This window comes from Paenisporosarcina quisquiliarum, from assembly GCF_043641925.1.
Lineage (GTDB): Bacteria > Bacillota > Bacilli > Bacillales_A > Planococcaceae > Paenisporosarcina > Paenisporosarcina quisquiliarum_A.
Genome location: NZ_JBHZRU010000009.1, coordinates 84,771 through 105,613, shown reverse-complemented (window position 1 = coordinate 105,613; position 20,843 = coordinate 84,771). Strand labels below are relative to the sequence as shown.

Below are 20,843 nucleotides of genomic sequence, written 5' to 3'. Positions count from 1 at the left end.
AAGCAGGAGCTGTCATATGACGGCTCCTGCTTTTTTCATAGCTATTTTTTCTTTCCGTTCTTGCATCACTGCATTTATTTGTCCACCCACCATCAAGATTGTCCCCGAGAAATACAACCACATCATCAAGACAATAATTCCTCCGATACTTCCATAAGTAGCAGAATAATTAGCAAAGCTACTAACATACAAAGAAAAACCAAGAGAAACAACAATCCATCCTACAGTAGCAAAAATTGCGCCTGGAATGACACTCTTCAAGTACAATTTTTTATTCGGTGCAATCCAATAAAGTAACATAAAGACGATAAAGATCATTACTGGAGGAATCGTCCAACGAACTTGATTCCAAACACCTAAGAATCCTTGTTCATACCCTAAGTAAGAAAACAGGAATGTACCAATCTGTTCCCCAAATATCGGCAATGCGAGTGCAACTACAAATAATACAATAAGTAACAACGTGAAAATGACGGAGATCCCTCTTGCAATAAAGAAGGGTCTTGTTTCATCTAAATCATATGACCGATTTAGAGACTTAATCAAAGCATTCATTCCATTTGAAGCCGACCAAATCGTCGCTATAATACCCACTGAAAGTAATCCCCCATTGCGATCTGACAGAACTTCATCTAACGTCCCATCAATTAAGGTATATACTTCGCCAGGTGCATATGTACGCAATATATGAAATAACTGATCTTCTTGTAGATTTAGATATGGTAGTAATGTCACCAAGAAAATTAACAATGGAAATAATGAAAGTAAAAAGAAAAAGGCTAGTTGCGCACCGAGTGCGGTGACATCAACATGTTGAATACGTGCAAGTAATTCCTTAAAGAATCCTTTTGATGAAGTGACATCAAAAGGATAATCAGGATCTGTCTTCTTCTTTTTAAATTGCATCATTTTTAGCTTACTTAAAAAATTAAAAGAGGAACTCGATTTTTGACTTCCTCTTGGTTTAATTGGTTGGTCTTTGTTCTCCATGGAACCAAATCCCTTCTATAGAGAATTTTTTTCTTCATACACATGCTCAGGTAATACTGGCATTGTGAACTCTTCATCTTCCTTCACAATTGTTTTGTACTCCTCTTTCGAATGCACAAAAGCTTCTTTTGTATCTGTCACTAACGTCTTAACTTGTGGAGATAGTGTTTTTAGCTCGTCCACTTTACCTGATAGGTATTGAGCGTCACGAGAAAATTGATTGTACACAGATTGTATTTTATCGGCTTTTTCTTGTAATTTTAATTTAAAATCCTCGCGGTTTTGTGAATAATATTTAATATCTGATGATAAATTATTAAGTCTGTATTTCACATCTTCACGTGTTGTACGATCTAATAAACTAATTCCCGCTCCTGCTACTGCACCAAATAAAATCCCTTTAACTAACATGCTTTCCTTCATAAAAAATTACCTCCTATTTGTAAAAATCAATTGTGTTTTAATATACCCAAGTATGTACATATTAAAACAATGGTACTCATCAATTTGACTTTCTATGCTCATCATGAAATGATTAACTATACCGCTTGAAAGGCAGGAATTTAAAATGAATTTAACACAACCATCACAAGAAAATGTGGAATACATGATTGAACAAATAAAAGAAAAACTTCGCATGGTGAATGTTGACGCTATGAGAGCCGAATCATTTGATGAGTCAGCTTATGAAGATTTACATTATTTATATACAATGGTTATGAAGCGTGAGTCCTTCAGTCCAAGTGAAATGCAAGCTATTGCTTCAGAAATTGGCTCGTTACGAAAATAACTTATTCTGACAAACCTCTAGTTTAATTACTAGAGGTTTTAGTTTTTAGACAGAAGATATTTAAAAATAGGATTAAATTCAAGTTCTTATTTATAAAATTGATTAAAAAATGTGATCAGCTATTTCTTTCTCTTTCCGCGGACGAAACGCTAGCCTTTTCGGCTGTTAAACACCTATACCTATGCTCCTACGGTTACTCGTTGCCTGTGGGGTCTAGCGAGCTTTGTTTTTCCGCAGGTCTTCAGAAATAGCTGATCACTGTTCTACTAAATAGGTGTTATGTATATATAAGAAATTCAGTTGATTGAAATGGAGGCGGCGACTCCGGCGGGAACAGCGCGAACCGAAGACCCTGCAGCGAGCAGAGCGAATGGTTTTGTATTTGCGACGAGTAATCGCAGGAGCAAGTGAAGCGGCTGAGGTCGTGCCCGCGGAAAGCGTCCGCTGCAATGGAAATCAGCGTATTTATGTACATACCAAAACCTCTAGTTTAGTTACTAGAGGTTTTTTTGTATTGCACAATATACCAGCTACCTTCTCGAATAACTGTTTGAATACCTAGGTTGGTTAATGCCGCTTTTTCTCCCCATTCAGCAAGTTCTTCTTTTTCTGGTAATGAGTGAAGATTTTCAAAGGAGTGGAAAAAGCTATCAAAGGCTGCTACAAATGGCGGACTACTTTGTCCACCTGATATTGGTGTTACGACCGATAATACACCGTCATCCTTCAACCATTCACTTAAACGATTAAATAAATCCTGTCGCTGTTCCCCAGGAATATAATGAATAATATTGTTCATGAAAATAGTATCAAACTTCTTGTTCGGTTCAAACTCCCATAAATCAGCTTGTTCTATTTCCACATTATCTAGCGACTCAGTCATTTTTTGTGCCGTTTTTGCCACGGTTTCACTCACTTCAATTCCCTGGAATTGAGACTTTGGAAAACGTTCTGCCAGTCGTTTGATGTAGCCACCTTCACCGCACCCAATATCTAAAACATGTTGTTCTTCGTTTTGTTTCAATAACTTAGCCATTTTTGGAAGTGCGATGACCTCGAGTAAACGACTCGTTTTTGCAACTGTATCCGCATGTTTTTCAGAGTCGAAATGATTTCTCTTTTTTTCTCTCATCATATCTGGATAATTAAGTAGACTCGGTATATGTAATTCCATCATTTCTTTCAAAATGACACCTGAAGTAGATTCATCTTTTGGACGTGGCAATTTCCACATGGATCCTGTGCGATACCGTGACCGACTCATTGCCTTTAAATGCCCAATAGACACTCCGACATTCACCCATTGTTTGAGTAGCTGTTCATCAATTTGATAGGCATCTGCAACGTCTTCAATCGAAACTCCTCGTTCAAACGCTTTAAATAAATCTAGTTCATATCCTACATAGGCATGCCAAGAATATAAAAATGGGACATTTCGCTTCATCCACATACGCGCTTTAAGCATTTTCATAACATCAATCATTCGTAATTCCTCCCATTTTTATCTCTACTATTTACATACACGTTAGCAGATTCACGTAAACCTTCCGATGTGCTAGCGGAGCCCACGCCACTTCCATGGGTAATCATCTTCTGCAGTAAAAAGTTTCATTTCCTTTTGTTCTTTAGGTAACTCTTTCTTCCTAGTTGGCATCATACCGCCTTGTATGAAACGGTCTCTAACCGATTCTTTCCACATACCAAGACCTGAAACATTTAACATTTGTTTAAAATGAAGAACCGGATCTTCCTCCATGCGCTCAAACGTTTTGCTTCGCAACCAACTTACTGGTTGAAATGGAAATGAATAAGCCAGTGCAGACAAATGACTTAATTGGATTAAATAATCGGCTCGCTCTTTTCGAACCTCTTCATATTGATTTAAATTTTCCGGACTTAACTTTTGTTGTTTATACATGTCTACCAGTAACTCGCCTAGAATATCAGCATCTTGAATGGCCATGTTCATTCCTTCTCCAGCCATTGGGTGAACAGCATGTGCGGCATCTCCGATAATCGCCATGTTGCCACTTACATACGTATCAGCATGATACATAATCGGAATCATCAATTGAATTTTAGACCAATCCACTAATTTTTGTACGTATCCATCGATTGCAGGTGCAAGCTCTGTATATAATTTATGAAAATGATCAATTGGTTTTTCTTTAATTTTTTTGTAATCCCCTGCTGGAATTAAATAAACCGAACGTACTTCATCATTCGGTAATGGAAATAACCCTAAGAATCGGTTATAACTCGAGAAAATTTGCCCTCCTACAAAGTTTGTAGGTCTTGGAAAGGTAACGGTTATAAAATGATGATTGTATTTTATCGGCTCAACTTTAATGCCCATTGCTTGTCTCGTTACGGAAGCTCGTCCTTCAGCTCCAATGAAAAATGAGGCTTCGACGTCAAATTGTTCTTTCCCTTTTTGAACAGTCGCAACCTTACCGTCAATGGATTTACAAGAAGATCCACTAAAGTAATGAAAATTAGAGTAGCTTTCAGCCTTCGTTCGAATAATCCCCTTTAACACTTCATGATGAATCATGTAGGCAGCATTGTACTTCCCCGGAATAACCGTATAATCCATAAATGATTGATCTTTTACCTTAAGGGTTTTAGAAAGCTCGATTAAATCGAGAACTTCAATGATTTGTCCTTGAGAAGTGACCTCTTCAAATACTTGTAGCCCATCGAAAATTTGCATGCTTTTGGGTTGTAATAACTCCCCTTTATAAACGGGTTGCTTTCCCGGTAATTTCTCCACCATCACGACATCAATTCCTGCCTTAACTAACTTTAAAGCAAGAGTGAGTCCACCAATCCCACCACCTGTTATAAACACATCCGTTTTCACGCAAATCCCTCCCTCTCTATATTGTTCCTCTTGGCAATGAATCCAAAACTTATCAGTGCTTTGATGGTATGCGTAGTGACTTCTAATTTGGCATATCGCAATAAGATCTCTTTAAAATGCCAATTAAAAAACCTTCACGTGGAAGGTTTTTGTCTACATATAATAGGCTGGATACGAAAACTGTTTAATCATGGCTAATGAAAATTCATCTGCCATGTGAAGGGCTTGAATTTCAATCTCGTCAAATAAGTCTATTGCCGCTGAATAATCTTTTTCTATTAAATATACAACTTCAGCTTTCAATAAATCTAAATGATTGATGAACATTTCTTCGGTTTCACTTTTTGAGAGAAAAGGGTTTATGGCACTCCAAAATTGAGCGATATCCGCAGCGTTTTGTAGCCATTGTTCATTGAGTTTGTTAAAAGCCTCATTATCCCCTTTTATAGCAGCACCTACCAAATCAGCAGCAATAGTTAAATGACTCTTAATTAAAGCACTATATTCATCTGCTCTCACTTTCCCGTAATAAGGGATTAAAATTGTACCCATATCGGTTGCGTTTCGTAACAACCTATTGAGTACTTGTTCTTTATTCGCCGAATTCATAATTAAAGCTTGAACAGCTGATTTAGTCCAGTAAACATGTTGTTCCCAAAGCAATCGCATTTCATTTTGTAAGCCAAGATCTTGCAGACTAAAGCAAGAAGTATACCAACAATTGAACGGATTCACCTATTTAGTTCCCTCCTATCTTATCCATTCATCATATTCAAATCATTCATTTGGGTGAATCATAAATGGATTTTCTAGAAAGTCTCCCTTTTACTTATTAATTGACTTAAAGCACTGAATTCGTGACTTTTATCACATCTATATCAGCAAATTATAGGTAATATTACTATATTCATATAAAACTCGGGGATGAGGTAGTTAATTAAAATGGATATTCAATCACCAATCAGTGATACAGCTCCTTTAACAATGAGCGAGACTAAATATTCAACCGCATTAAAACTGGCAAAATTGGGCGTGTGGGAACTAGAACTTGATACTGGAATATTAAATTTAAGTGCGGAACATATTGAAATGATGGGGTATCAAGTGGGTGAAATTAACGAAAAATTCTTTCTGTCCGATTATATTGAACGCTATGTTCATCCCGAGGATCAAGGTAAAATGCATCGATTTCATCACTTACTCAATGCCACCGTCACCGAATATATCGATAGCTTTGAATACAAACTAATTGATTCAAAATCATCCATTATTCATGTACTTGTGACAATTCATGAAACACATATCACTCAAAATCGTATCAGTGGAATTTCTCAAAATATAACGATGCAAAGAAAAACGGAAACTCGCCTGAAAGAAACGTTAAGACATTTAGCAGATTTAAAATTCGCACTAGATGAATCCACCTTGGTAACAATTACGGATGTGAATGGCGAAATCGTTTATGCCAATGAAACATTCTGCAAAATTTCAGGTTATTCTCGTGAAGTTCTAATTGGTAAAAAACACAGTTTTACGAGCTCGGGTCATCATTCCAAACAGTTCTTTAAGGAAATGTGGGACACAATTAGTTGCGGCAAGGTTTGGCGTGGGGAATTAAAGAATCGAAATCGAAACGGAGAATCGTATTGGGTAGACACGACCATTGTGCCTTTCCTGAATGAGCACGGGAAACCTTATCAATATGTTGCGATCCGAACAGATATCACACAAAGAAAACACGTGGAACAGAAAATTACCCATATGGCTTACCATGATTCATTAACAGGCTTGGCGAACCGCAGACTCCTTAACGAGAGACTAACTCGAATGTTATCAGACCGCACTGACTTGCAAATGCCAACTGTTATATTATTCGACCTGGACAATTTTAAAATGATTAATGATACATTAGGCCATCAAACTGGGGATGAATTTTTGAAAATGGTTTCAATGCGACTGCAAGAACTCGTAAAACCAGGTGAAACCCTCGCTCGTTTAGGTGGAGATGAGTTTGTATTAGCTATCCCTACAATTGATTCGAAGTATGCGTTAGAATCACGTTGCTCTGAATTAGTGAATCATATTAAAAAACCATTTTTAATTCAGCAAAAAGAGTTTTTTGTCACCATGAGTGTTGGAGCTGCGTATGCTCCATTGCATGGTTTTGAAGCTGAAGAACTTATAAAAAACGCTGATTTAGCTATGTATTGTGCGAAACACAACACTAAAAATGATTATCAAATCTTCGAATTTCACTTACGAAATCAATCACTTCAACGGTGGGAATTTAATTCGATCCTTAGACAAGCTATCGAAAATAATGAGTTTGTCTTGCATTATCAACCGAGAATTCATCCATCAAGTGGGATTCAAGGATTAGAAGCCTTAATTCGAATGCAAACACAGGATGGTCAGTTAATACAGCCAGAAGATTTCATTTCCATAGCAGAGGAAAACGGTTTAAATTCCACTATTGGTGATTGGGTATTAAAAGCTGCAATCGAGCAGCTCCGTAAGTGGTTAGATATGGGGTTACCCCCTATTGCAATTGCTGTTAATTTATCGAAGAGTCATTTTCAGCAAGATGATTTAGTTCAAAATTTAGCAAGGCTTCTTACAGAATATGAAGTTGAACCTCAATTCTTGGAGCTTGAAATTACGGAAAGTCTTTTAATGCATAATCCTGAGGAAACGGCAGTTAAATTAAAAGAGTTGAAGGAAATTGGCGTTAAAATTTCAATTGATAACTTTGGAACTGGATCCTCATCCCTTTATTATTTATCAGAATTTCCAATTGATTTGATAAAAATGGATCAAAAGTTCATTCAAGACATTGATAAAAAACCAAAAAGCCGTAAGATCATACAATCGATTGTTAACCTCGCACATGATTTAGAGGTATGTGTAACAGCTAAGGGCGTTGAAGAGAATTCCCAACACCTCTTTTTAAATGAAATAGGTTGTGACTTCATGCAAGGCTATTATTATTTAAATCCTAAAGACGTTGAAACGATTAGTGAACTTTTATTAAACAAAAGAGATTTCCACTTGTTTGAGGATGTTTTACATTCACCATTTCCTGATTCCATCTTAAATAAAGTAATAGAAAATTGATTACCTGGGGGTAAATTAAATGCTGTTTCAAATGAAATTAAAAAAACATCAAACTTTAACTGAGAAAAGTTTAGCTAATCAAATTCATTTTGACATTCCTCCAGGAAGTGAATTGGCTAGACAAATAGATGTTATTTCTCTTACTGAATCAGATTTAACCTTTATAAAAGAGCTAGAGCCAATTGTTACAGATCATATCGATTTCATTGTAAATCAGTTTTATGAAAACATTACGAAACAACCTAATTTGCAACTGATTATTGATACATTTAGTTCTGTGGACAAGCTAAAAATGACCTTTAAAAAACATATACTAGAACTCTTCACAGGTATCATTGAGGAAGAATTTATTGGAAAAAGAATAAAAATTGCTCATGTGCACGTAAAAGTTGGGTTAAATACAAAATGGTATATTAGTGCTTTTCAAAACCTATTAAATTCTTTGGTAGACCTATTCGATAGACAAATTGAGAATAGAGTGGATTTCGTTAACTCTGTCAAATCAGTGAGTAAATTATTGAATTTAGAACAGCAATTAGTTTTAGAAGCCTATGAGGAAGAGATGGAAAATCATCGTAGACTTCAAGAAGAAAAAAGAAATAAAATTAAACAAGTTGGAACTACTGCTGAAGAACTTGCTGCAATTGCTGAAGAAACCAGTGCTTCCATTGAATATTTGACAGGTCAATCTGTTGCTATTGTAAATTTAGCCAAACACGGTTCGGAATTATCCATCCAAGCTGAAACCTATTCAAACAATGGGATGATTCACTTACAAAAATCTCAGGAAAGTTTAGACTTCACTAAAAAAAGTGTGGAGAAAATCATCCTAAACTCTAATGAGTTAGAACGAATATCAAAGCAGATTTTTGAAGTCATTTCTATAATTAAGTCCATTTCCGAGCAAACGAATCTCTTAGCTTTGAACGCTTCCATTGAATCAGCCCGAGCTGGCGAGTATGGAAAAGGATTTAGCGTAGTTGCAAATGAGATACGTAAGTTATCAGACCTAACAAAAAATTCCATACTAGATGTATCCAAATTGATTACTGAAACAAACATTCAAGTAAGTAACGTTTCAGCTTCTGTCTTTGAAGTAGAGGAAATCATTCAAAATGGATCCACTATTATGAATGAAACAAATCAAGCTTTTAAAGAAATTATCAAATCTATGCTTCTGAATAAAGAGCAAAATAATTTAATTGAAAAAGAAATTGATTCTTTCAGTTCGGTAATCGCGGAAATTTCAAGTGCTTCTGCACAAGTGGCAAGCATTGCCGACGGTTTGAATGAAGCTACCCATGAACTCAATTGAATTTTGAATAAACAAAGAGGCTATCTCAAAAGTTCATCGAAAATGACTTTTTGGGACAGCCTCTTTTCATTTTTAGTTCGGCACTCGCTTTAAGTGAGCATGTTAATAACAGGATATTGGACTTAAAGCTCTTGTTCTTGGGAAAGGTAGTTTGCCCAGTTCCTTAACGTTATATGTGGTTTTGCTATTTATAACCTTGTCCATTAGTGTGAAAAAAGCTAACTAAGCAGCTTATTGATATTAAACTAAAGCACTCGTTAGCTTAATAAGGAACAATAACTTATTAGTCAGGTTTAATGTATTCTCCTGTTGAAGCATTAAAGCCCGCTGCTTTCATTTCTGCCCCATCACTATTCCAACCTACCACTAACATCATGATAATGTTGGTCTCTCGATTTTTTATAAGCATAAAACTATAACCTTTCGCCCAGTCTTTACCAGGATATACATTGCCCATTTTCAGTGCTTTTTTAAGCAGCTCTGGTGAATCATATTTAATATCTTCTAAGGCAATAAAATCCTTTTTGGGATAAGGAGAGTTACCATCCACTGTTAAATCTTTTTTTTCTTCAATTTCACCTTTATAAATGGTTACCAAAAAATTCATATGAGTATCTGGTACTCCAAAATTAATGTTCCAATATTTTCTTTTCCCATTGCTTCCAATTGACTTCTCAGCCTTATCATCTAAGTCTATATTTACCGCATCTAGTAATTGTGCATTTTCATCCCATTCCAAAGCAGCAGGATATGCTAATTCAATCGCTTGTTTTATTGATAATTCTTGTTGTTCATCGACTTTAAATCTACCTTCAGTTGATTCTTTTGAACCAACATATACTTTCTCAACAGCCCCAATTGAAATTATCAAAAGTAAGACAACAAAAACTATTTTTTTCATTTCTTATACCCCTTTTAAGGGTATTCTTTCCAAACCTTGTTCAACAATGATCATTAACTAAAGCAACCGTTAGTTGAATAAGCACATACTTTAATCAGAAAAGGTCACAATACAATTCATAGGATAAATTCGTAAAGAGGTGTATTGAAGAAAGTGAAAAAGATGTTTATCATTTTTATTTTATTACTATCTCTTGTTCTTATTATTTCTTTTCAAAAAACAATAATTTCATCAGCTAAACTAACTCAAGACCCTCAAACAGGAAAACAAGATACGATTCAGAGAGTTGTAACATCACACATAATATCTGATCTGTGGTATGAAAACATTTTTTTAATTGCTGATAAGGTAGATAGTATGGCTACAAAAAACTTTACCGTACAAGTTGGTGGTGGAGTGGATAGCATTGGTGGCGAAATATTATTCAACTTTCCAAATTGGTACAATGATAAATTTGCACCCACATTATTTTATGAAGATATTAATGGTGATGGACTAAAAGATGTAATAGTCGAATTGATTTCTGGTGCAGGTTCTGGAATTTCCTTAAAGGAAATACACGTGTTAAATCAAGTACAAGACCCTTATAGAAGATACGAAGAAGTATCAGTTGAAACCATTAATGATGCAGTCAAAAGACTTGTGAAAATAGAGCGACAAGGCGATGAGATTACTGTTTTAATTGGTAATAAGAAATACGTAGTGGACTATTTAAAATTTGGTTATCAATATTCTGATGATCCTCCAGGATTTGGCTCAAGGGAGGATTATAAACCTGAGAATGGTGTTCTTTATGGCTACACAACTGTATTTGTAACTATTCCTGAAGCAGGTATAGGTAGTCTGAAAGTTAAATATGGTTGGGATGGAAAAATGTATAAAGCTGAATCTGTTACTTTTGAGAAAACAGAACCATTACACTTATTAAACTAACCTGCTAACGGTAGTTAAAGAAGAAAAAAAGCTGTCATCGCAGCTCCCTTCTCTTGAACTCAAGAACCCGTTACTGGAATAACTTATACCAATACAAAGTAGTTTCTATATTTGGATTATATGACTGCTTCAATGTGTCAACTCCGCCTAGTATGAATCCTTGTTTCACATAGAACCTGCACGCTCCAAGATTAGTATCTTGAGCCTCTAGAGATATTCCGATAAGTTTTCTTTGTTTTGCCCACTCTTCAGCTTTAGTTAATAGCAGCTTCCCGATTCCATATTCTCTAAATTCTTTTTTTGTAGCGATATTTTCAATATAACAGAAGCGATTCCAATCCTTAATTATTCTAATTTGTCCAATGCAATTATTATTCTTATAAGCTAAAAATAGAGCTTTATCCTCATGGTTTATATACCGGCTCCAATCAAGTTTATCATCCGGAAAACGAACTTCTTTAGTTTCATCAAATAGCTTCTCTTCAAAAGACCATTTTCCTGACTGAAAACTTGGTACTACCTTACCAAACACTTTAAAATAATCATTTGTTTTATTGATGTCCTGAATTAATTCATCCTTTAATGGAGAAATTTTGATTTCCTCTGGAATATTCATTTTGACACCTCCCCATTCTGAAAAACAATTTCAATAGTAAAAGCCTAAATACCTATCTTATTCAACATTACTGCATCGTTAGTTTATTAAAAAAAGTGCTGACAATCAACGCGACGAATTCTAACTAAAGCACCAGTTAATAACAATAAGAAATTAACTTTTATTTGCTGGTTTAGCTCTGTAAGAACTAATTAAAAAGGTGCTCATTAAATACACAAATTGAATATATGTTTTCTTCTAATAAGTTATCAATTATCTGCCTTATTACATGCGGTTCTCGTAATTCCTCGTTTTCAAATGCTAAAAGGTCATTAACTTTTATCCATTTGCTGTCCGTAATTTCATCTTCTTCGAGATTTAATGTACCTCCAGTAACCTCACCAATAAAATGAAATAAAATTACTTGATTATTCGTATTACTGATAAAATTATATACTCCAGTCGTGCCAATCAGTTTTACATCTAACCCAGTTTCCTCTTTAACTTCCCTCTGAGCTGAATAAAGAATGTCCTCACCGGTTTCGACATGACCACTTGGAAAGTTCCACTTATCAATTGCAGCAGGTTTATTCTCCTTAATAATCAAGACTTTATCGTCATTAAAAATTGACACACTTGCTACTAAAACAATTCCATCTTGCAACATCTGATTCTCCCCAATTCTCTTTTAAAATTACATCTATCTCTTATACCTGTTTTAGCTTCTTTCACAAACCTCCTCGTTACTTCAATAAGGTACGGTGTTTTGACGATACCCTTATTCCACAAAAGCTTTCGTTTGTTCAAGAACAGGTTCAACAAAAAGAAACCGATATAGAGATATGCCCCAGTATCCATAGTCAGTGAAATTCTAAACACCGAATGATTTCTGATTCTGTTCTGACAACCACATTGAAACCAAGTGATACATAAAGTGCCTCGGCTTCACCGTTATCAGGTCTGTGTCCCAACGTCAGCTTGGTGCACCCGTATTCACTTTGAAGATGTCGAATCAATTCTCGAATTGTGGCTCTCCCTAATCCTTGTCGTTGATATTTTTGATCAATTAGTAAGGCAATGAGCCAATACTCTCCATCATCGGGATCAACCCCATAAACCAAGAAGCCCACGAGCAAGTCATCCGCATAAATTGCCATCGGCACAAATGAAGAATCTACTTTTGATTCAGCAATCCAATACACCACCGGGACTGGAAAAGTAGCTTTTTGCCCTTCACCGACTTCTAATTGTGTGCATTCAAGCCAGTTAGACTTGTCGACTTCTCTAAGTGTTACTGTCAAATAAGTCACTCCCTCTAGTTTGTCTCATTATGATTAAACCTGAATTGTTATTGAACTCTTCTACATTGTTAGTTGAAGAAGTTGGTGGATGATAGCTTTTCAATTTCATTCTTTTTTTCAAGAAATCGCCATTAATTGAACTGTTAATTCCATTTCTAACTCCTGCTTCGATAATTCCATAAAGAGCTAATAACCCAACAATGGATACTACAATAGATATTACAAATGACATATTAACTATATTCATAAAAAATCCCCCTAAAAATCTACTGATTAATTGAACTATCCTGCTGGTTTTTTTTAACCAAATTCCTTTACAATCTCATGATAATTTTAACATAAATATCCAACTGAAACTGGGGGTATTATATAAGCATGGCAAGAGTATCAACCTCATACTTTAATACACTCATCAAAAAACAGGTAGAGAAAAATTCATATTTTTCTCTACCTGTTTCTATGATGGGCTCTTGTAACAGCCCCGAGTATCTTTAAATATTATTTATTAATTTGTATTCGACTCAGTTCCATCTTTCAATACTAATGGTTGAATCAAAACTTCTACACGTCTATTTTGTGCTCTACCTTCAGCTGTGTCATTTGATGCGATCGGTTTAAATTCTCCATAACCTTTTGCACTAAATAGCAATGGGTTTAAATCTGGATTTTCAACAACCATTTTCAAAAAGTTCACAGCACGCATAACACTTAGTTCCCAGTTGGAGGCAAACTCTGATGTATTCATTGGAATATTATCAGTGTGTCCTGTAACGATGATGCTTCTTGGAGGATCGAATTCTAACAAAGTTGCTATTTCTTCAGCAATTTGACTATACTCAGATTTGATATTTGCACTACCGGGGTCAAATAACACACTGTCACGGATGGTTAATAATAAACCTTCGTCTGTTAACTCTGTTGCTAATTGACTCTCAAGTTCGTTTACTGCAATATACTCATCTACTCTATTTTGAATTTCTTCAAGTGATTTTTGATCTTCGATGAAAGCTGAGCTTTCTTGATCCGACTCATTTGGAGCCTCTGGAATAGGCAGTGGTGCTGGAGATGGGTTTTCCATGACGCCCATACCACCATCAAATATTTCATTAAATACAACCGATAGGTTTTCAAGCTTCTGAACGTCTACTGTACTAGAAGCAAATAACACGATAAATAATGCTAATAACAGTGTCAATAAATCTGCGTAGGGAATTAGCCAAGATTCATCTATATGTTCTTCATGCCGATGTTTCTTATGCTTCCTTGCCAAGGCCATCCGCCCCGCTTTCGCCCATTATTTTTTGTCGTTCTTCCAAGGATAAATAAGAAGAAAGCTTTTGTTCAATAACACGTGGAGCTTCTCCCTCTAAAACTGAAAGAATCCCTTCGATCATCATCATTTTTTGACGAACTTCTTGTTTTGATTTGCGTTTTAATTTATTTGCAAATGGATGCCATAGCACATATCCAGTAAAAATCCCTAGCAGTGTTGCCACAAAAGCAGCTGAGATAGCGTATCCAAGTTTATCGATGTCATTTAAATCTTTTAATGCCGCGATTAAACCAATAACCGCTCCTAATACCCCTAAGGTTGGAGCGTATGTACCCGCTTGAGTAAATATAAGTGCACCACTTAAATGACGTTCTTCCATCGCTTCTACTTCTTCAGTTAAAACGTCTCGGATATAATCCGCATTTTGTCCATCAATTGCAAGCGTAAGACCATTTTTTAAAAATAGGTCATCCACATCACCAGCTTTGCCCTCCAAAGCTAATAACCCTTCTCTTCTTGCTAAATCAGCCCATTGAGAAAATAGTTGAATGATTTCACCGTCTGATTGTAGTTTCTGTTCTTTAAATATTAGTTTAAATAATTTTGGAACTCGCTTTAATTCATTCATAGGAAAGGCAATTGTTACTGCCGCTACTGTTCCAACAATTATAATTAAGAAAGCCGCAGGGTTTATTAATACATGTAGTCCTGCTCCTTTAAAAATCATCCCTGCAAGTAAGGCGATAAATGCCAAAATAAGTCCAACAACTGATGATAAATCCATTTCTGTACCCCCAAAATTCTCTTTCTTCTACTTATTTCGGATTCTAAGTATTTTTTTGAAGTAAAGTAGGCAAAAAAAACGACATTCTGTGATTTATTTCGACATACGAATTTTACAATTGATTTACTCATTAGAAAATTGCTACTATAGGAGTAGACTGATCGAAAAGGAGTTTTTATTGAATGACAAATTTTAATGAAAAATTAACGAATTACGCTGAGTTAGCAGTTAAAGTTGGCGTAAATATTCAACCTGGTCAAAACTTATATATTGCTGCAGCAATCGATAATCCAGAGTTCGTTCGCTTATTGGTTAAAACAGCGTATGAAGTGGGTGCTAAAAATGTATATGTTGATTGGTCTGATGATGTGATCACTCGCACTCGCTTTGAATTAGCACCAGAAGAAGTTTTTTCTGAGTTCCCAGAATGGAAAGTCCAAGAACGTATGACATTAGCTGATGGTGGTGCTGCATTTATGAGTATCATGTCGCAAAGTCCTGACTTACTTAAAGGGATTGAATCGTCTCGTATTTCTGCATTCCAAAAAGCATCAGGTACAGCTTTGTCGAAATACCGTCAATATGTACAATCTGATAAAATCAGCTGGACTGTGGTAGCAGCTCCATCAGTAGCTTGGGCTGCTAAGGTATTCCCTTCGCTTCCAACTGAACAACAAATCCCTGCTCTTTGGGAAGCAATCTTTAAAGCAGTTCGTGCAGACGTAGAATCTCCAATCCAAGCTTGGACTGACCATGACGCAACATTGCATACAAAAGTGGATTATTTAAATGAAAAAAAATACCACAAATTACACTACACAGCTCCGGGTACGGATTTAACAATCGAATTGCCTAAAGGTCATCTATGGTGTGGTGCCGGAAGTATCAATGAAAAAGGCGATGCTTTCATGGCGAATATGCCAACTGAGGAAGTATTTACAGTTCCTTTGAAAACAGGCGTAAATGGATATGTTTCAAGCACGAAGCCTTTAAGCTACGGTGGTAATTTAATCGAAGATTTCAAAATCACGTTTGAAAATGGTCGAATTGTTAGTGTAGAAGCGAAAGAAGGCCAAGAAGTTTTAGAGCAACTTGTTGCAACTGATGAAGGTGCTAAGTATCTTGGAGAAGTAGCTTTAGTACCTCACAAGTCGCCGATTTCTGAATCTGGCCTATTATTCTACAACACACTTTATGACGAAAATGCATCCAACCATTTAGCGATTGGTAGTGCTTATGCTTTCTGTCTTGAAGGCGGCAAAAAAATGTCTCAAGAAGAACTAGCAGAACATGGTTTAAACCAAAGTATTACACATGTAGACTTCATGATTGGTTCTGAAACAATGGATATTGATGGAATCTTGGAAGACGGAACAAAAGAAGCAGTATTCAAACAAGGAAACTGGGCATTTTAATCGTTGCCAAAGAATCCATTTTCTTTCTCTATCGTTCTTTCTCTTAATCATGTATACTTTTAAGTAATAAATACTTGGTTAAGTAGAAAGGAGAATTCATTTGACTTTCGGAATTATCATCGTCATTGGATTTATGATTGCAATAGGAGTTACTGGAGTTACAATTATGCATTATCTTACAAAAGCAATGGTATCTCGTGATGCAGAAATAATCGATCCAAAACCTGAAACTCGTTTTTAAGCAATCGTCCCTAGGGGCGATTGTTTTTTTGTTATTACTTAACGTTTTCATTACATTTGTTAGTCAGTGAAGTAACAGTCGTATAACAAAATAGTTAGTGCGACTTAATTATTTCACAATATCTATTTCTATTGACCTATAAACGCTTGAAATAAATGATATTTCCCAGTAAGTACCATATGGCATTATACCTAATATCCTCTATACTTATGTAGCAAACTGTTTAAGGGGGAGTCTAAATGTTTTCTGGACTTGATATTGGAATTGACTTAGGTACTGCAAATATCCTTGTATATACAAAAAATAAAGGCATTATATTAAACGAACCTTCCGTTGTAGCGGTAGATACGAAAACAAAACACGTTATCGCTTTTGGGGAAGAAGCTAAAAGTATGATTGGTAAAACACCAGGTTCGATCACAGTGATTCGTCCTATGAAAGACGGCGTAATTGCTGATTTTGACATCACAACTGAAATGTTAAAACTAGTTATGAAAAAAGTAGGAAAAAAACTAGGAAGTTCCGTACGTAAACCGAATGTGATGGTATGTACGCCTTCAGGAGCTACGTCAGTTGAACGTCGTGCGATTCATGACGCTGTGAAAAATAGTGGCGCAAAAGAGGTTCATTTGATAGAAGAACCTGTCGCTGCAGCTATTGGTGCAGATTTACCTGTCAGCGAACCAATTGCTAGTGTCATAGTAGATATTGGCGGTGGCACAACTGAAGTAGGCATCATTTCATTTGGAGGCGTTGTATCTTCCAATACAGTGAAAGTTGCTGGTGATCGCATGGATGAAGATATCATTCAATATGTGCGTAAACAGTTCAATGTGTTAATTGGTGAACGTACTGCTGAACGTATTAAAATGGAAATTGGATATGCACTTATTCCTCACAAGACTGAAATTCTTGAAGTTCGTGGACGTGACGTGATGACTGGTCTGCCAAAAACGATTTCAATTAGTTCTGAACAAATTCAAGAAACGTTAAAAGAATCATTACTTTCTATCTTAGAAGCCATCCGTGCTACTCTTGAAAGCTGTCCTCCAGAACTATCTGGTGATATCGTCGATCAAGGTGTGGTTATAACTGGTGGTGGCGCATTATTAAAAGGCATGCAAGAATGGTTATCGAATGAAATATCTGTACCTGTACATTTAGCTCCAAATCCTTTGGAATCGGTAGCAATCGGTACTGGTCGATCATTAGTAATGATGGACAAAATACAAAAAGTTACCCGTTAGTCAAACATGAAACGGGCAACTTTTAACGCGGGATGATTCGTTCATCCCGCTTATTTTTTTGAGCAAATCTGGTTTAATTTGTGTTACGAAATTTGGCGAAAGTTCTTCCGAATTAATTCTTTGATGAAAGATCGGTGTGAGTGCAGGTGATACTGGTGGTATGAGCCACGTCCAGTCTCCTCTAACCTCTCGTTCCTTATTCTCTTCTTTCTCTCTAAAAGTTTGAAATTGCTGTGCGGCTGTATAATGATCCACCATTTGTACTCCAGCTTTTTTAAATGAATGATAGACCGCATGTTGTAATTCAACTAATGCTCGATCCCGCCAATATGTTGTGGTACTAGACGTGTCCATTCCTAATATTGCGGCTACTTCTCTCAATCGGTTATAACGATAAGGATCCACAAAATTTCTTGCTGCAATCTCTGTTTCCATATACCACCCATTAAAAGGAGCAGGATAATATAATCCACCAATTTCAAGTAAACGGTCGGAAATAATAGGAACTGCATACCATTTCAACTGTAATTCATCCCAATTTTCTTCATAAGGATGGACGATTGGTACTTCCAAGATTGATTCCTTAGGAATATCAATCTTTATTGGAGGCTTTTCATTCCACTGATAAATAATAGGAAGAACATCGAAATGATCATCCTTCCCTTCCCATCCCAACCTTTGAGCTATTTTCGTTAATGGAATAGATACTGGGTCTCCTATTTTTCCTCCTTTATTATCTTCATAACCTGCATATCGTATTAGTTGCTGACTCCATAATTTAACTTTTTGTATTTCACTTTCATGAAGTGCAGGAAAAATCGTAATCGTGGATTTTATTTTACCGTTATTTGTGGCGTATTTAATATGATGTAACAAATGACGCTCCACATCTTTTTCTGAATTCACATCTCTCGCGTCAAATACATCAAGCGTTTCCCAAAATAGACGACCTATACATTTCGTGCTATTTCGCCATGCAAGCTGTGCACCATATCTTAGTTCTTCTACATTAAGTTCATACGTACCTATTTCATCTATAGAAGAAAGGATTTCAATTTGTCTCTTTTTTAAAACTTCCGTGGATAGATTGTTTTCATTTATATATTGAGTTAGAAATGTCATCGCTTTTTGTTTTAATTGATCTTTCAATACCTTCACCTCAGTTTGACTATGTCTTCATTTTAATTAAGGAAGTTCTATGCCTCAACCAATAACCCCCTAATCAAAAATTAGGTGTGACTTAATTGTGACGTGATAGTAGCATGTAGGAGATGAAATCAATTACAATAAAGAGGAACTTAAAAAAGGAGGAGTCTCTATGTCCTTATTAAACGAAATTTTATCTCACAACCAAACATTTGTAACTGATAAACAGTATGAGCCGTTTATTACAACAAAATTCCCTGATAAACGACTCGTCATCCTAACTTGTATGGATACACGATTAGTGGAACTCCTACCGAAGGCCATGAATTTAAAAAATGGTGATGTTAAAATGGTCAAAAGTGCAGGTGCAGTCATCAATCATCCTTTTGGCGGCATTATGCGTAGCCTGCTTGTCGCTGTGTATGAGCTCCAAGCTGATGAGATATACATAATTGGTCATTACGATTGTGGAATGAGTGCAATAGATCCAGATCAAATGTTGCAAAAGATGGTGAATCGAGGTATTTCTGAAGAAACGATTCAAATGCTTAAATATTCCGGGGTCAAATTAGATGAGTGGCTTCGAGGTTTTAATGAAGTACAAGAAGCTGTGAAAAATAGCGTTGACATGGTGGTAAATCATCCATTAATGGTCAAAGATGTTCCTGTTCATGGATTGGTTATTCATCCAGCTACAGGACAATTAGACGTTGTCGTCGACGGAAATAAATAGTCAACTTTGATATTAAAAATCGCTTAACCAATTTATCGGTTAAGCGATTTTTTCATGCGATTTTTTTCCGTTTGTACTGCCATTGTTGATATTGAAAGCGAATAAAGCAGCCGATACAGAATCCAAGAATAGCAACCATTGCAGCAATGCCAACCATGATGGTCGCAATATTAAAGATGGTCATCATGTTGAACATGTAGCTTATAACTGCAATCGCTAAAAATGAAATAGCCATCCATTGATTAAATTTCAATTGATCTTTGTCTTCTTGTATATATTCATTTAAAGGTTTACTTAAGAATTTCTTTACGATCAGCATAATTGGGTGAATCCCAACAAAAACACTTAAAACACATGAAACTAGCGGTACGAATAAAATCCATGCATTCTGTGTTAGGAGTGCTATTATGACAGCAAGGACAATAGTCCACTGATTTGCTAGTACAAGCGGTTTTGGAATAGTGTTCATTTTAATCCCTACTTTTCTTATTGGTTTTAATGAATATAGTATATGATATATTTTTCAATCTGTACACAATCTACCCTTAGATTCGATTTATTTCCCGGGAAATCGACAAAAAAACTGGTTTCTCAAGTGAGAAACCAGTTTTTTAACGTTTTTCGATATTTCCGCCAAGCGGTCTTACCCTTTCAATAATCATCTTCAATAATTGCATAAAGATAATGATCTTCCCAGACCCCATTAATAAATAACAACTTACGTAGCAAGCCTTCTTGTTGCATTTTCGCTTTTTCTAAAACACGAATTGATCCAACATTTCTTGGTGATACATACGCTTCAATCCGATGGAGTTGTAGTGATTCCATTCCATATTTAACGACAAGTTGAACGGCCTCAGAAGAGATACCTTTCCCAGCATATTTCTCATCGATAGAGTAACCGATAAATGCACTAGAAAATGGCAATCTCTTGACGCTATACATGGAAATATGACCAAGTAGTTCACTTGTGTATTGATCAAAAATACCGAAACTATATTCGCGTTTATTTTTCATGTGATGCAAAGATTCACGTATTTTTTCTTTTTGGACAGCTTCTGTAAAATAAGAGTCTTGGTGTCTAGGTTCAAATACGGACCAATATTCCCTGTTTCTATGAACTAGATTGGCAAATACCCAAGCATCTTCTTCATAAAGCGTCCTTAAATAACAAGTCTTTCCTTCTAATAAAATCATCAATC

The 20,843-nt window shown here is 35.9% G+C and carries 23 protein-coding genes; 8 read left to right on the top strand and 15 right to left on the bottom strand.

All coding sequences use genetic code 11. The annotated features are described in order from the left end of the window. Positions 1-12: 12 nt before the first annotated feature. Positions 13-990, bottom strand: coding sequence for a YihY/virulence factor BrkB family protein (locus ACHUE4_RS08685; RefSeq protein WP_394189028.1), 978 nt, complete (start codon positions 988-990; stop codon positions 13-15). A gap of 15 nt (positions 991-1,005) precedes the next feature. Then, positions 1,006-1,413, bottom strand: coding sequence for a YtxH domain-containing protein (locus ACHUE4_RS08680; RefSeq protein ID WP_394189026.1), 408 nt, complete (start codon positions 1,411-1,413; stop codon positions 1,006-1,008). Between the two features lie 145 nt (positions 1,414-1,558). On the opposite strand from ACHUE4_RS08680, the gene ACHUE4_RS08675 reads away from it, so the two are divergent. Then, a complete protein-coding gene (locus ACHUE4_RS08675; RefSeq protein ID WP_394189024.1) occupies positions 1,559-1,780 on the top strand; it encodes a DUF1128 domain-containing protein in 222 nt (73 codons plus the stop codon). 490 nt (positions 1,781-2,270) lie between these two features. On the opposite strand, the gene ACHUE4_RS08670 is transcribed toward ACHUE4_RS08675, so the two are convergent. The 3 genes from ACHUE4_RS08670 to ACHUE4_RS08660 form a co-directional block, all read right to left on the bottom strand. Then, entirely contained in the window at positions 2,271-3,263 is a 993-nt protein-coding gene (locus ACHUE4_RS08670) for a class I SAM-dependent methyltransferase (protein ID WP_394189022.1), read from the bottom strand. 72 nt (positions 3,264-3,335) lie between these two features. Further along, entirely contained in the window at positions 3,336-4,643 is a 1,308-nt protein-coding gene (locus tag ACHUE4_RS08665) for an FAD-dependent oxidoreductase (protein ID WP_394189020.1), read from the bottom strand. A gap of 153 nt (positions 4,644-4,796) precedes the next feature. Then, positions 4,797-5,378, bottom strand: coding sequence for an acetylglutamate kinase (locus ACHUE4_RS08660; RefSeq protein WP_394189018.1), 582 nt, complete (start codon positions 5,376-5,378; stop codon positions 4,797-4,799). Between the two features lie 207 nt (positions 5,379-5,585). Here ACHUE4_RS08660 and ACHUE4_RS08655 point away from each other — a divergent pair, with 207 nt between their 5' ends. Next, positions 5,586-7,757, top strand: a complete 2,172-nt coding sequence (locus tag ACHUE4_RS08655; protein WP_394189016.1) for a sensor domain-containing protein — start codon at positions 5,586-5,588, stop codon at positions 7,755-7,757. A 19-nt stretch (positions 7,758-7,776) separates the two neighbouring features. Continuing rightward, the gene (locus ACHUE4_RS08650) at positions 7,777-9,072 is read left to right on the top strand and encodes a protoglobin domain-containing protein (protein WP_394189014.1); all 1,296 of its coding nucleotides are present in this window, start codon (positions 7,777-7,779) and stop codon (positions 9,070-9,072) included. A gap of 283 nt (positions 9,073-9,355) precedes the next feature. Here ACHUE4_RS08650 and ACHUE4_RS08645 read toward each other — a convergent pair whose 3' ends face one another. After that, entirely contained in the window at positions 9,356-9,973 is a 618-nt protein-coding gene (locus ACHUE4_RS08645) for a hypothetical protein (RefSeq protein WP_394189012.1), read from the bottom strand. 144 nt (positions 9,974-10,117) lie between these two features. Here ACHUE4_RS08645 and ACHUE4_RS08640 point away from each other — a divergent pair, with 144 nt between their 5' ends. Beyond that, positions 10,118-10,906: a hypothetical protein gene (locus ACHUE4_RS08640; protein ID WP_394189010.1), complete on the top strand. Its 789-nt coding sequence runs from the start codon at positions 10,118-10,120 to the stop codon at positions 10,904-10,906. A gap of 70 nt (positions 10,907-10,976) precedes the next feature. Here the strand turns inward: ACHUE4_RS08640 and ACHUE4_RS08635 are convergent, their stop codons facing one another. From ACHUE4_RS08635 to motA, 6 genes are all read right to left on the bottom strand, one after another. After that, a complete protein-coding gene (locus tag ACHUE4_RS08635; RefSeq protein ID WP_394189008.1) occupies positions 10,977-11,522 on the bottom strand; it encodes a GNAT family N-acetyltransferase in 546 nt (181 codons plus the stop codon). A gap of 187 nt (positions 11,523-11,709) precedes the next feature. Then, positions 11,710-12,168 (bottom strand): NUDIX hydrolase, encoded by a 459-nt coding sequence (locus ACHUE4_RS08630; RefSeq protein WP_394189006.1) that lies wholly within the window; start codon positions 12,166-12,168, stop codon positions 11,710-11,712. Between the two features lie 193 nt (positions 12,169-12,361). Further along, positions 12,362-12,802 (bottom strand): GNAT family N-acetyltransferase, encoded by a 441-nt coding sequence (locus ACHUE4_RS08625; RefSeq protein WP_394189004.1) that lies wholly within the window; start codon positions 12,800-12,802, stop codon positions 12,362-12,364. Then, positions 12,786-13,049 carry a hypothetical protein gene (locus ACHUE4_RS08620; protein ID WP_394189002.1) on the bottom strand — a complete coding sequence of 88 codons (264 nt, stop codon included), beginning with the start codon at positions 13,047-13,049 and terminating at the stop codon, positions 12,786-12,788. Before ACHUE4_RS08620 ends, ACHUE4_RS08625 begins: the two co-directional genes overlap by 17 nt. A 258-nt stretch (positions 13,050-13,307) precedes the next feature. Continuing rightward, positions 13,308-14,072 carry a flagellar motor protein MotB gene (motB, locus tag ACHUE4_RS08615; RefSeq protein WP_394189000.1) on the bottom strand — a complete coding sequence of 255 codons (765 nt, stop codon included), beginning with the start codon at positions 14,070-14,072 and terminating at the stop codon, positions 13,308-13,310. Beyond that, on the bottom strand, positions 14,056-14,859 hold the full coding sequence (gene motA / locus ACHUE4_RS08610; RefSeq protein WP_394188998.1) for a flagellar motor stator protein MotA: 804 nt from the start codon (positions 14,857-14,859) through the stop codon (positions 14,056-14,058). Before motA ends, motB begins: the two co-directional genes overlap by 17 nt. Positions 14,860-15,041: 182 nt before the next feature. Between motA and ACHUE4_RS08605 the strand changes: the two genes are divergently transcribed. From ACHUE4_RS08605 to mreBH, 3 genes are all read left to right on the top strand, one after another. Further along, the gene (locus ACHUE4_RS08605) at positions 15,042-16,274 is read left to right on the top strand and encodes an aminopeptidase (protein ID WP_394188996.1); all 1,233 of its coding nucleotides are present in this window, start codon (positions 15,042-15,044) and stop codon (positions 16,272-16,274) included. A 100-nt stretch (positions 16,275-16,374) separates the two neighbouring features. Next, positions 16,375-16,515: a hypothetical protein gene (locus ACHUE4_RS08600; RefSeq protein ID WP_394188994.1), complete on the top strand. Its 141-nt coding sequence runs from the start codon at positions 16,375-16,377 to the stop codon at positions 16,513-16,515. Between the two features lie 239 nt (positions 16,516-16,754). Continuing rightward, positions 16,755-17,762, top strand: a complete 1,008-nt coding sequence (gene mreBH / locus ACHUE4_RS08595) for a rod-share determining protein MreBH (RefSeq protein ID WP_394188992.1) — start codon at positions 16,755-16,757, stop codon at positions 17,760-17,762. Here mreBH and ACHUE4_RS08590 read toward each other — a convergent pair whose 3' ends face one another. After that, positions 17,763-18,911, bottom strand: a complete 1,149-nt coding sequence (locus ACHUE4_RS08590; protein WP_394188990.1) for a nitric oxide synthase oxygenase — start codon at positions 18,909-18,911, stop codon at positions 17,763-17,765. 169 nt (positions 18,912-19,080) lie between these two features. Between ACHUE4_RS08590 and ACHUE4_RS08585 the strand changes: the two genes are divergently transcribed. Continuing rightward, positions 19,081-19,641, top strand: a complete 561-nt coding sequence (locus ACHUE4_RS08585; RefSeq protein ID WP_394188988.1) for a beta-class carbonic anhydrase — start codon at positions 19,081-19,083, stop codon at positions 19,639-19,641. A gap of 52 nt (positions 19,642-19,693) precedes the next feature. Here ACHUE4_RS08585 and ACHUE4_RS08580 read toward each other — a convergent pair whose 3' ends face one another. After that, the gene (locus tag ACHUE4_RS08580; protein WP_394188986.1) at positions 19,694-20,110 is read right to left on the bottom strand and encodes a DUF4395 domain-containing protein; all 417 of its coding nucleotides are present in this window, start codon (positions 20,108-20,110) and stop codon (positions 19,694-19,696) included. Between the two features lie 182 nt (positions 20,111-20,292). Beyond that, positions 20,293-20,838: a GNAT family N-acetyltransferase gene (locus ACHUE4_RS08575; RefSeq protein WP_394188984.1), complete on the bottom strand. Its 546-nt coding sequence runs from the start codon at positions 20,836-20,838 to the stop codon at positions 20,293-20,295. Between the last annotated feature and the right edge of the window lie 5 nt (positions 20,839-20,843).

Bases quoted from the DNA above. Each gene is read 5' to 3' on its own strand.
- ACHUE4_RS08685 (WP_394189028.1), bottom strand. From the start codon at position 990: ATGGAGAACAAAGACCAACCAATTAAACCAAGAGGAAGTCAAAAATCG.
- ACHUE4_RS08680 (WP_394189026.1), bottom strand. From the start codon at position 1,413: ATGAAGGAAAGCATGTTAGTTAAAGGGATTTTATTTGGTGCAGTAGCA.
- ACHUE4_RS08675 (WP_394189024.1), top strand. From the start codon at position 1,559: ATGAATTTAACACAACCATCACAAGAAAATGTGGAATACATGATTGAA.
- ACHUE4_RS08670 (WP_394189022.1), bottom strand. From the start codon at position 3,263: ATGATTGATGTTATGAAAATGCTTAAAGCGCGTATGTGGATGAAGCGA.
- ACHUE4_RS08655 (WP_394189016.1), top strand. From the start codon at position 5,586: ATGGATATTCAATCACCAATCAGTGATACAGCTCCTTTAACAATGAGC.
- ACHUE4_RS08650 (WP_394189014.1), top strand. From the start codon at position 7,777: ATGCTGTTTCAAATGAAATTAAAAAAACATCAAACTTTAACTGAGAAA.
- ACHUE4_RS08645 (WP_394189012.1), bottom strand. From the start codon at position 9,973: ATGAAAAAAATAGTTTTTGTTGTCTTACTTTTGATAATTTCAATTGGG.
- ACHUE4_RS08635 (WP_394189008.1), bottom strand. From the start codon at position 11,522: ATGAATATTCCAGAGGAAATCAAAATTTCTCCATTAAAGGATGAATTA.
- ACHUE4_RS08630 (WP_394189006.1), bottom strand. From the start codon at position 12,168: ATGTTGCAAGATGGAATTGTTTTAGTAGCAAGTGTGTCAATTTTTAAT.
- ACHUE4_RS08620 (WP_394189002.1), bottom strand. From the start codon at position 13,049: ATGAATATAGTTAATATGTCATTTGTAATATCTATTGTAGTATCCATT.
- motA (WP_394188998.1), bottom strand. From the start codon at position 14,859: ATGGATTTATCATCAGTTGTTGGACTTATTTTGGCATTTATCGCCTTA.
- ACHUE4_RS08605 (WP_394188996.1), top strand. From the start codon at position 15,042: ATGACAAATTTTAATGAAAAATTAACGAATTACGCTGAGTTAGCAGTT.
- mreBH (WP_394188992.1), top strand. From the start codon at position 16,755: ATGTTTTCTGGACTTGATATTGGAATTGACTTAGGTACTGCAAATATC.
- ACHUE4_RS08585 (WP_394188988.1), top strand. From the start codon at position 19,081: ATGTCCTTATTAAACGAAATTTTATCTCACAACCAAACATTTGTAACT.
- ACHUE4_RS08580 (WP_394188986.1), bottom strand. From the start codon at position 20,110: ATGAACACTATTCCAAAACCGCTTGTACTAGCAAATCAGTGGACTATT.
- ACHUE4_RS08575 (WP_394188984.1), bottom strand. From the start codon at position 20,838: ATGATTTTATTAGAAGGAAAGACTTGTTATTTAAGGACGCTTTATGAA.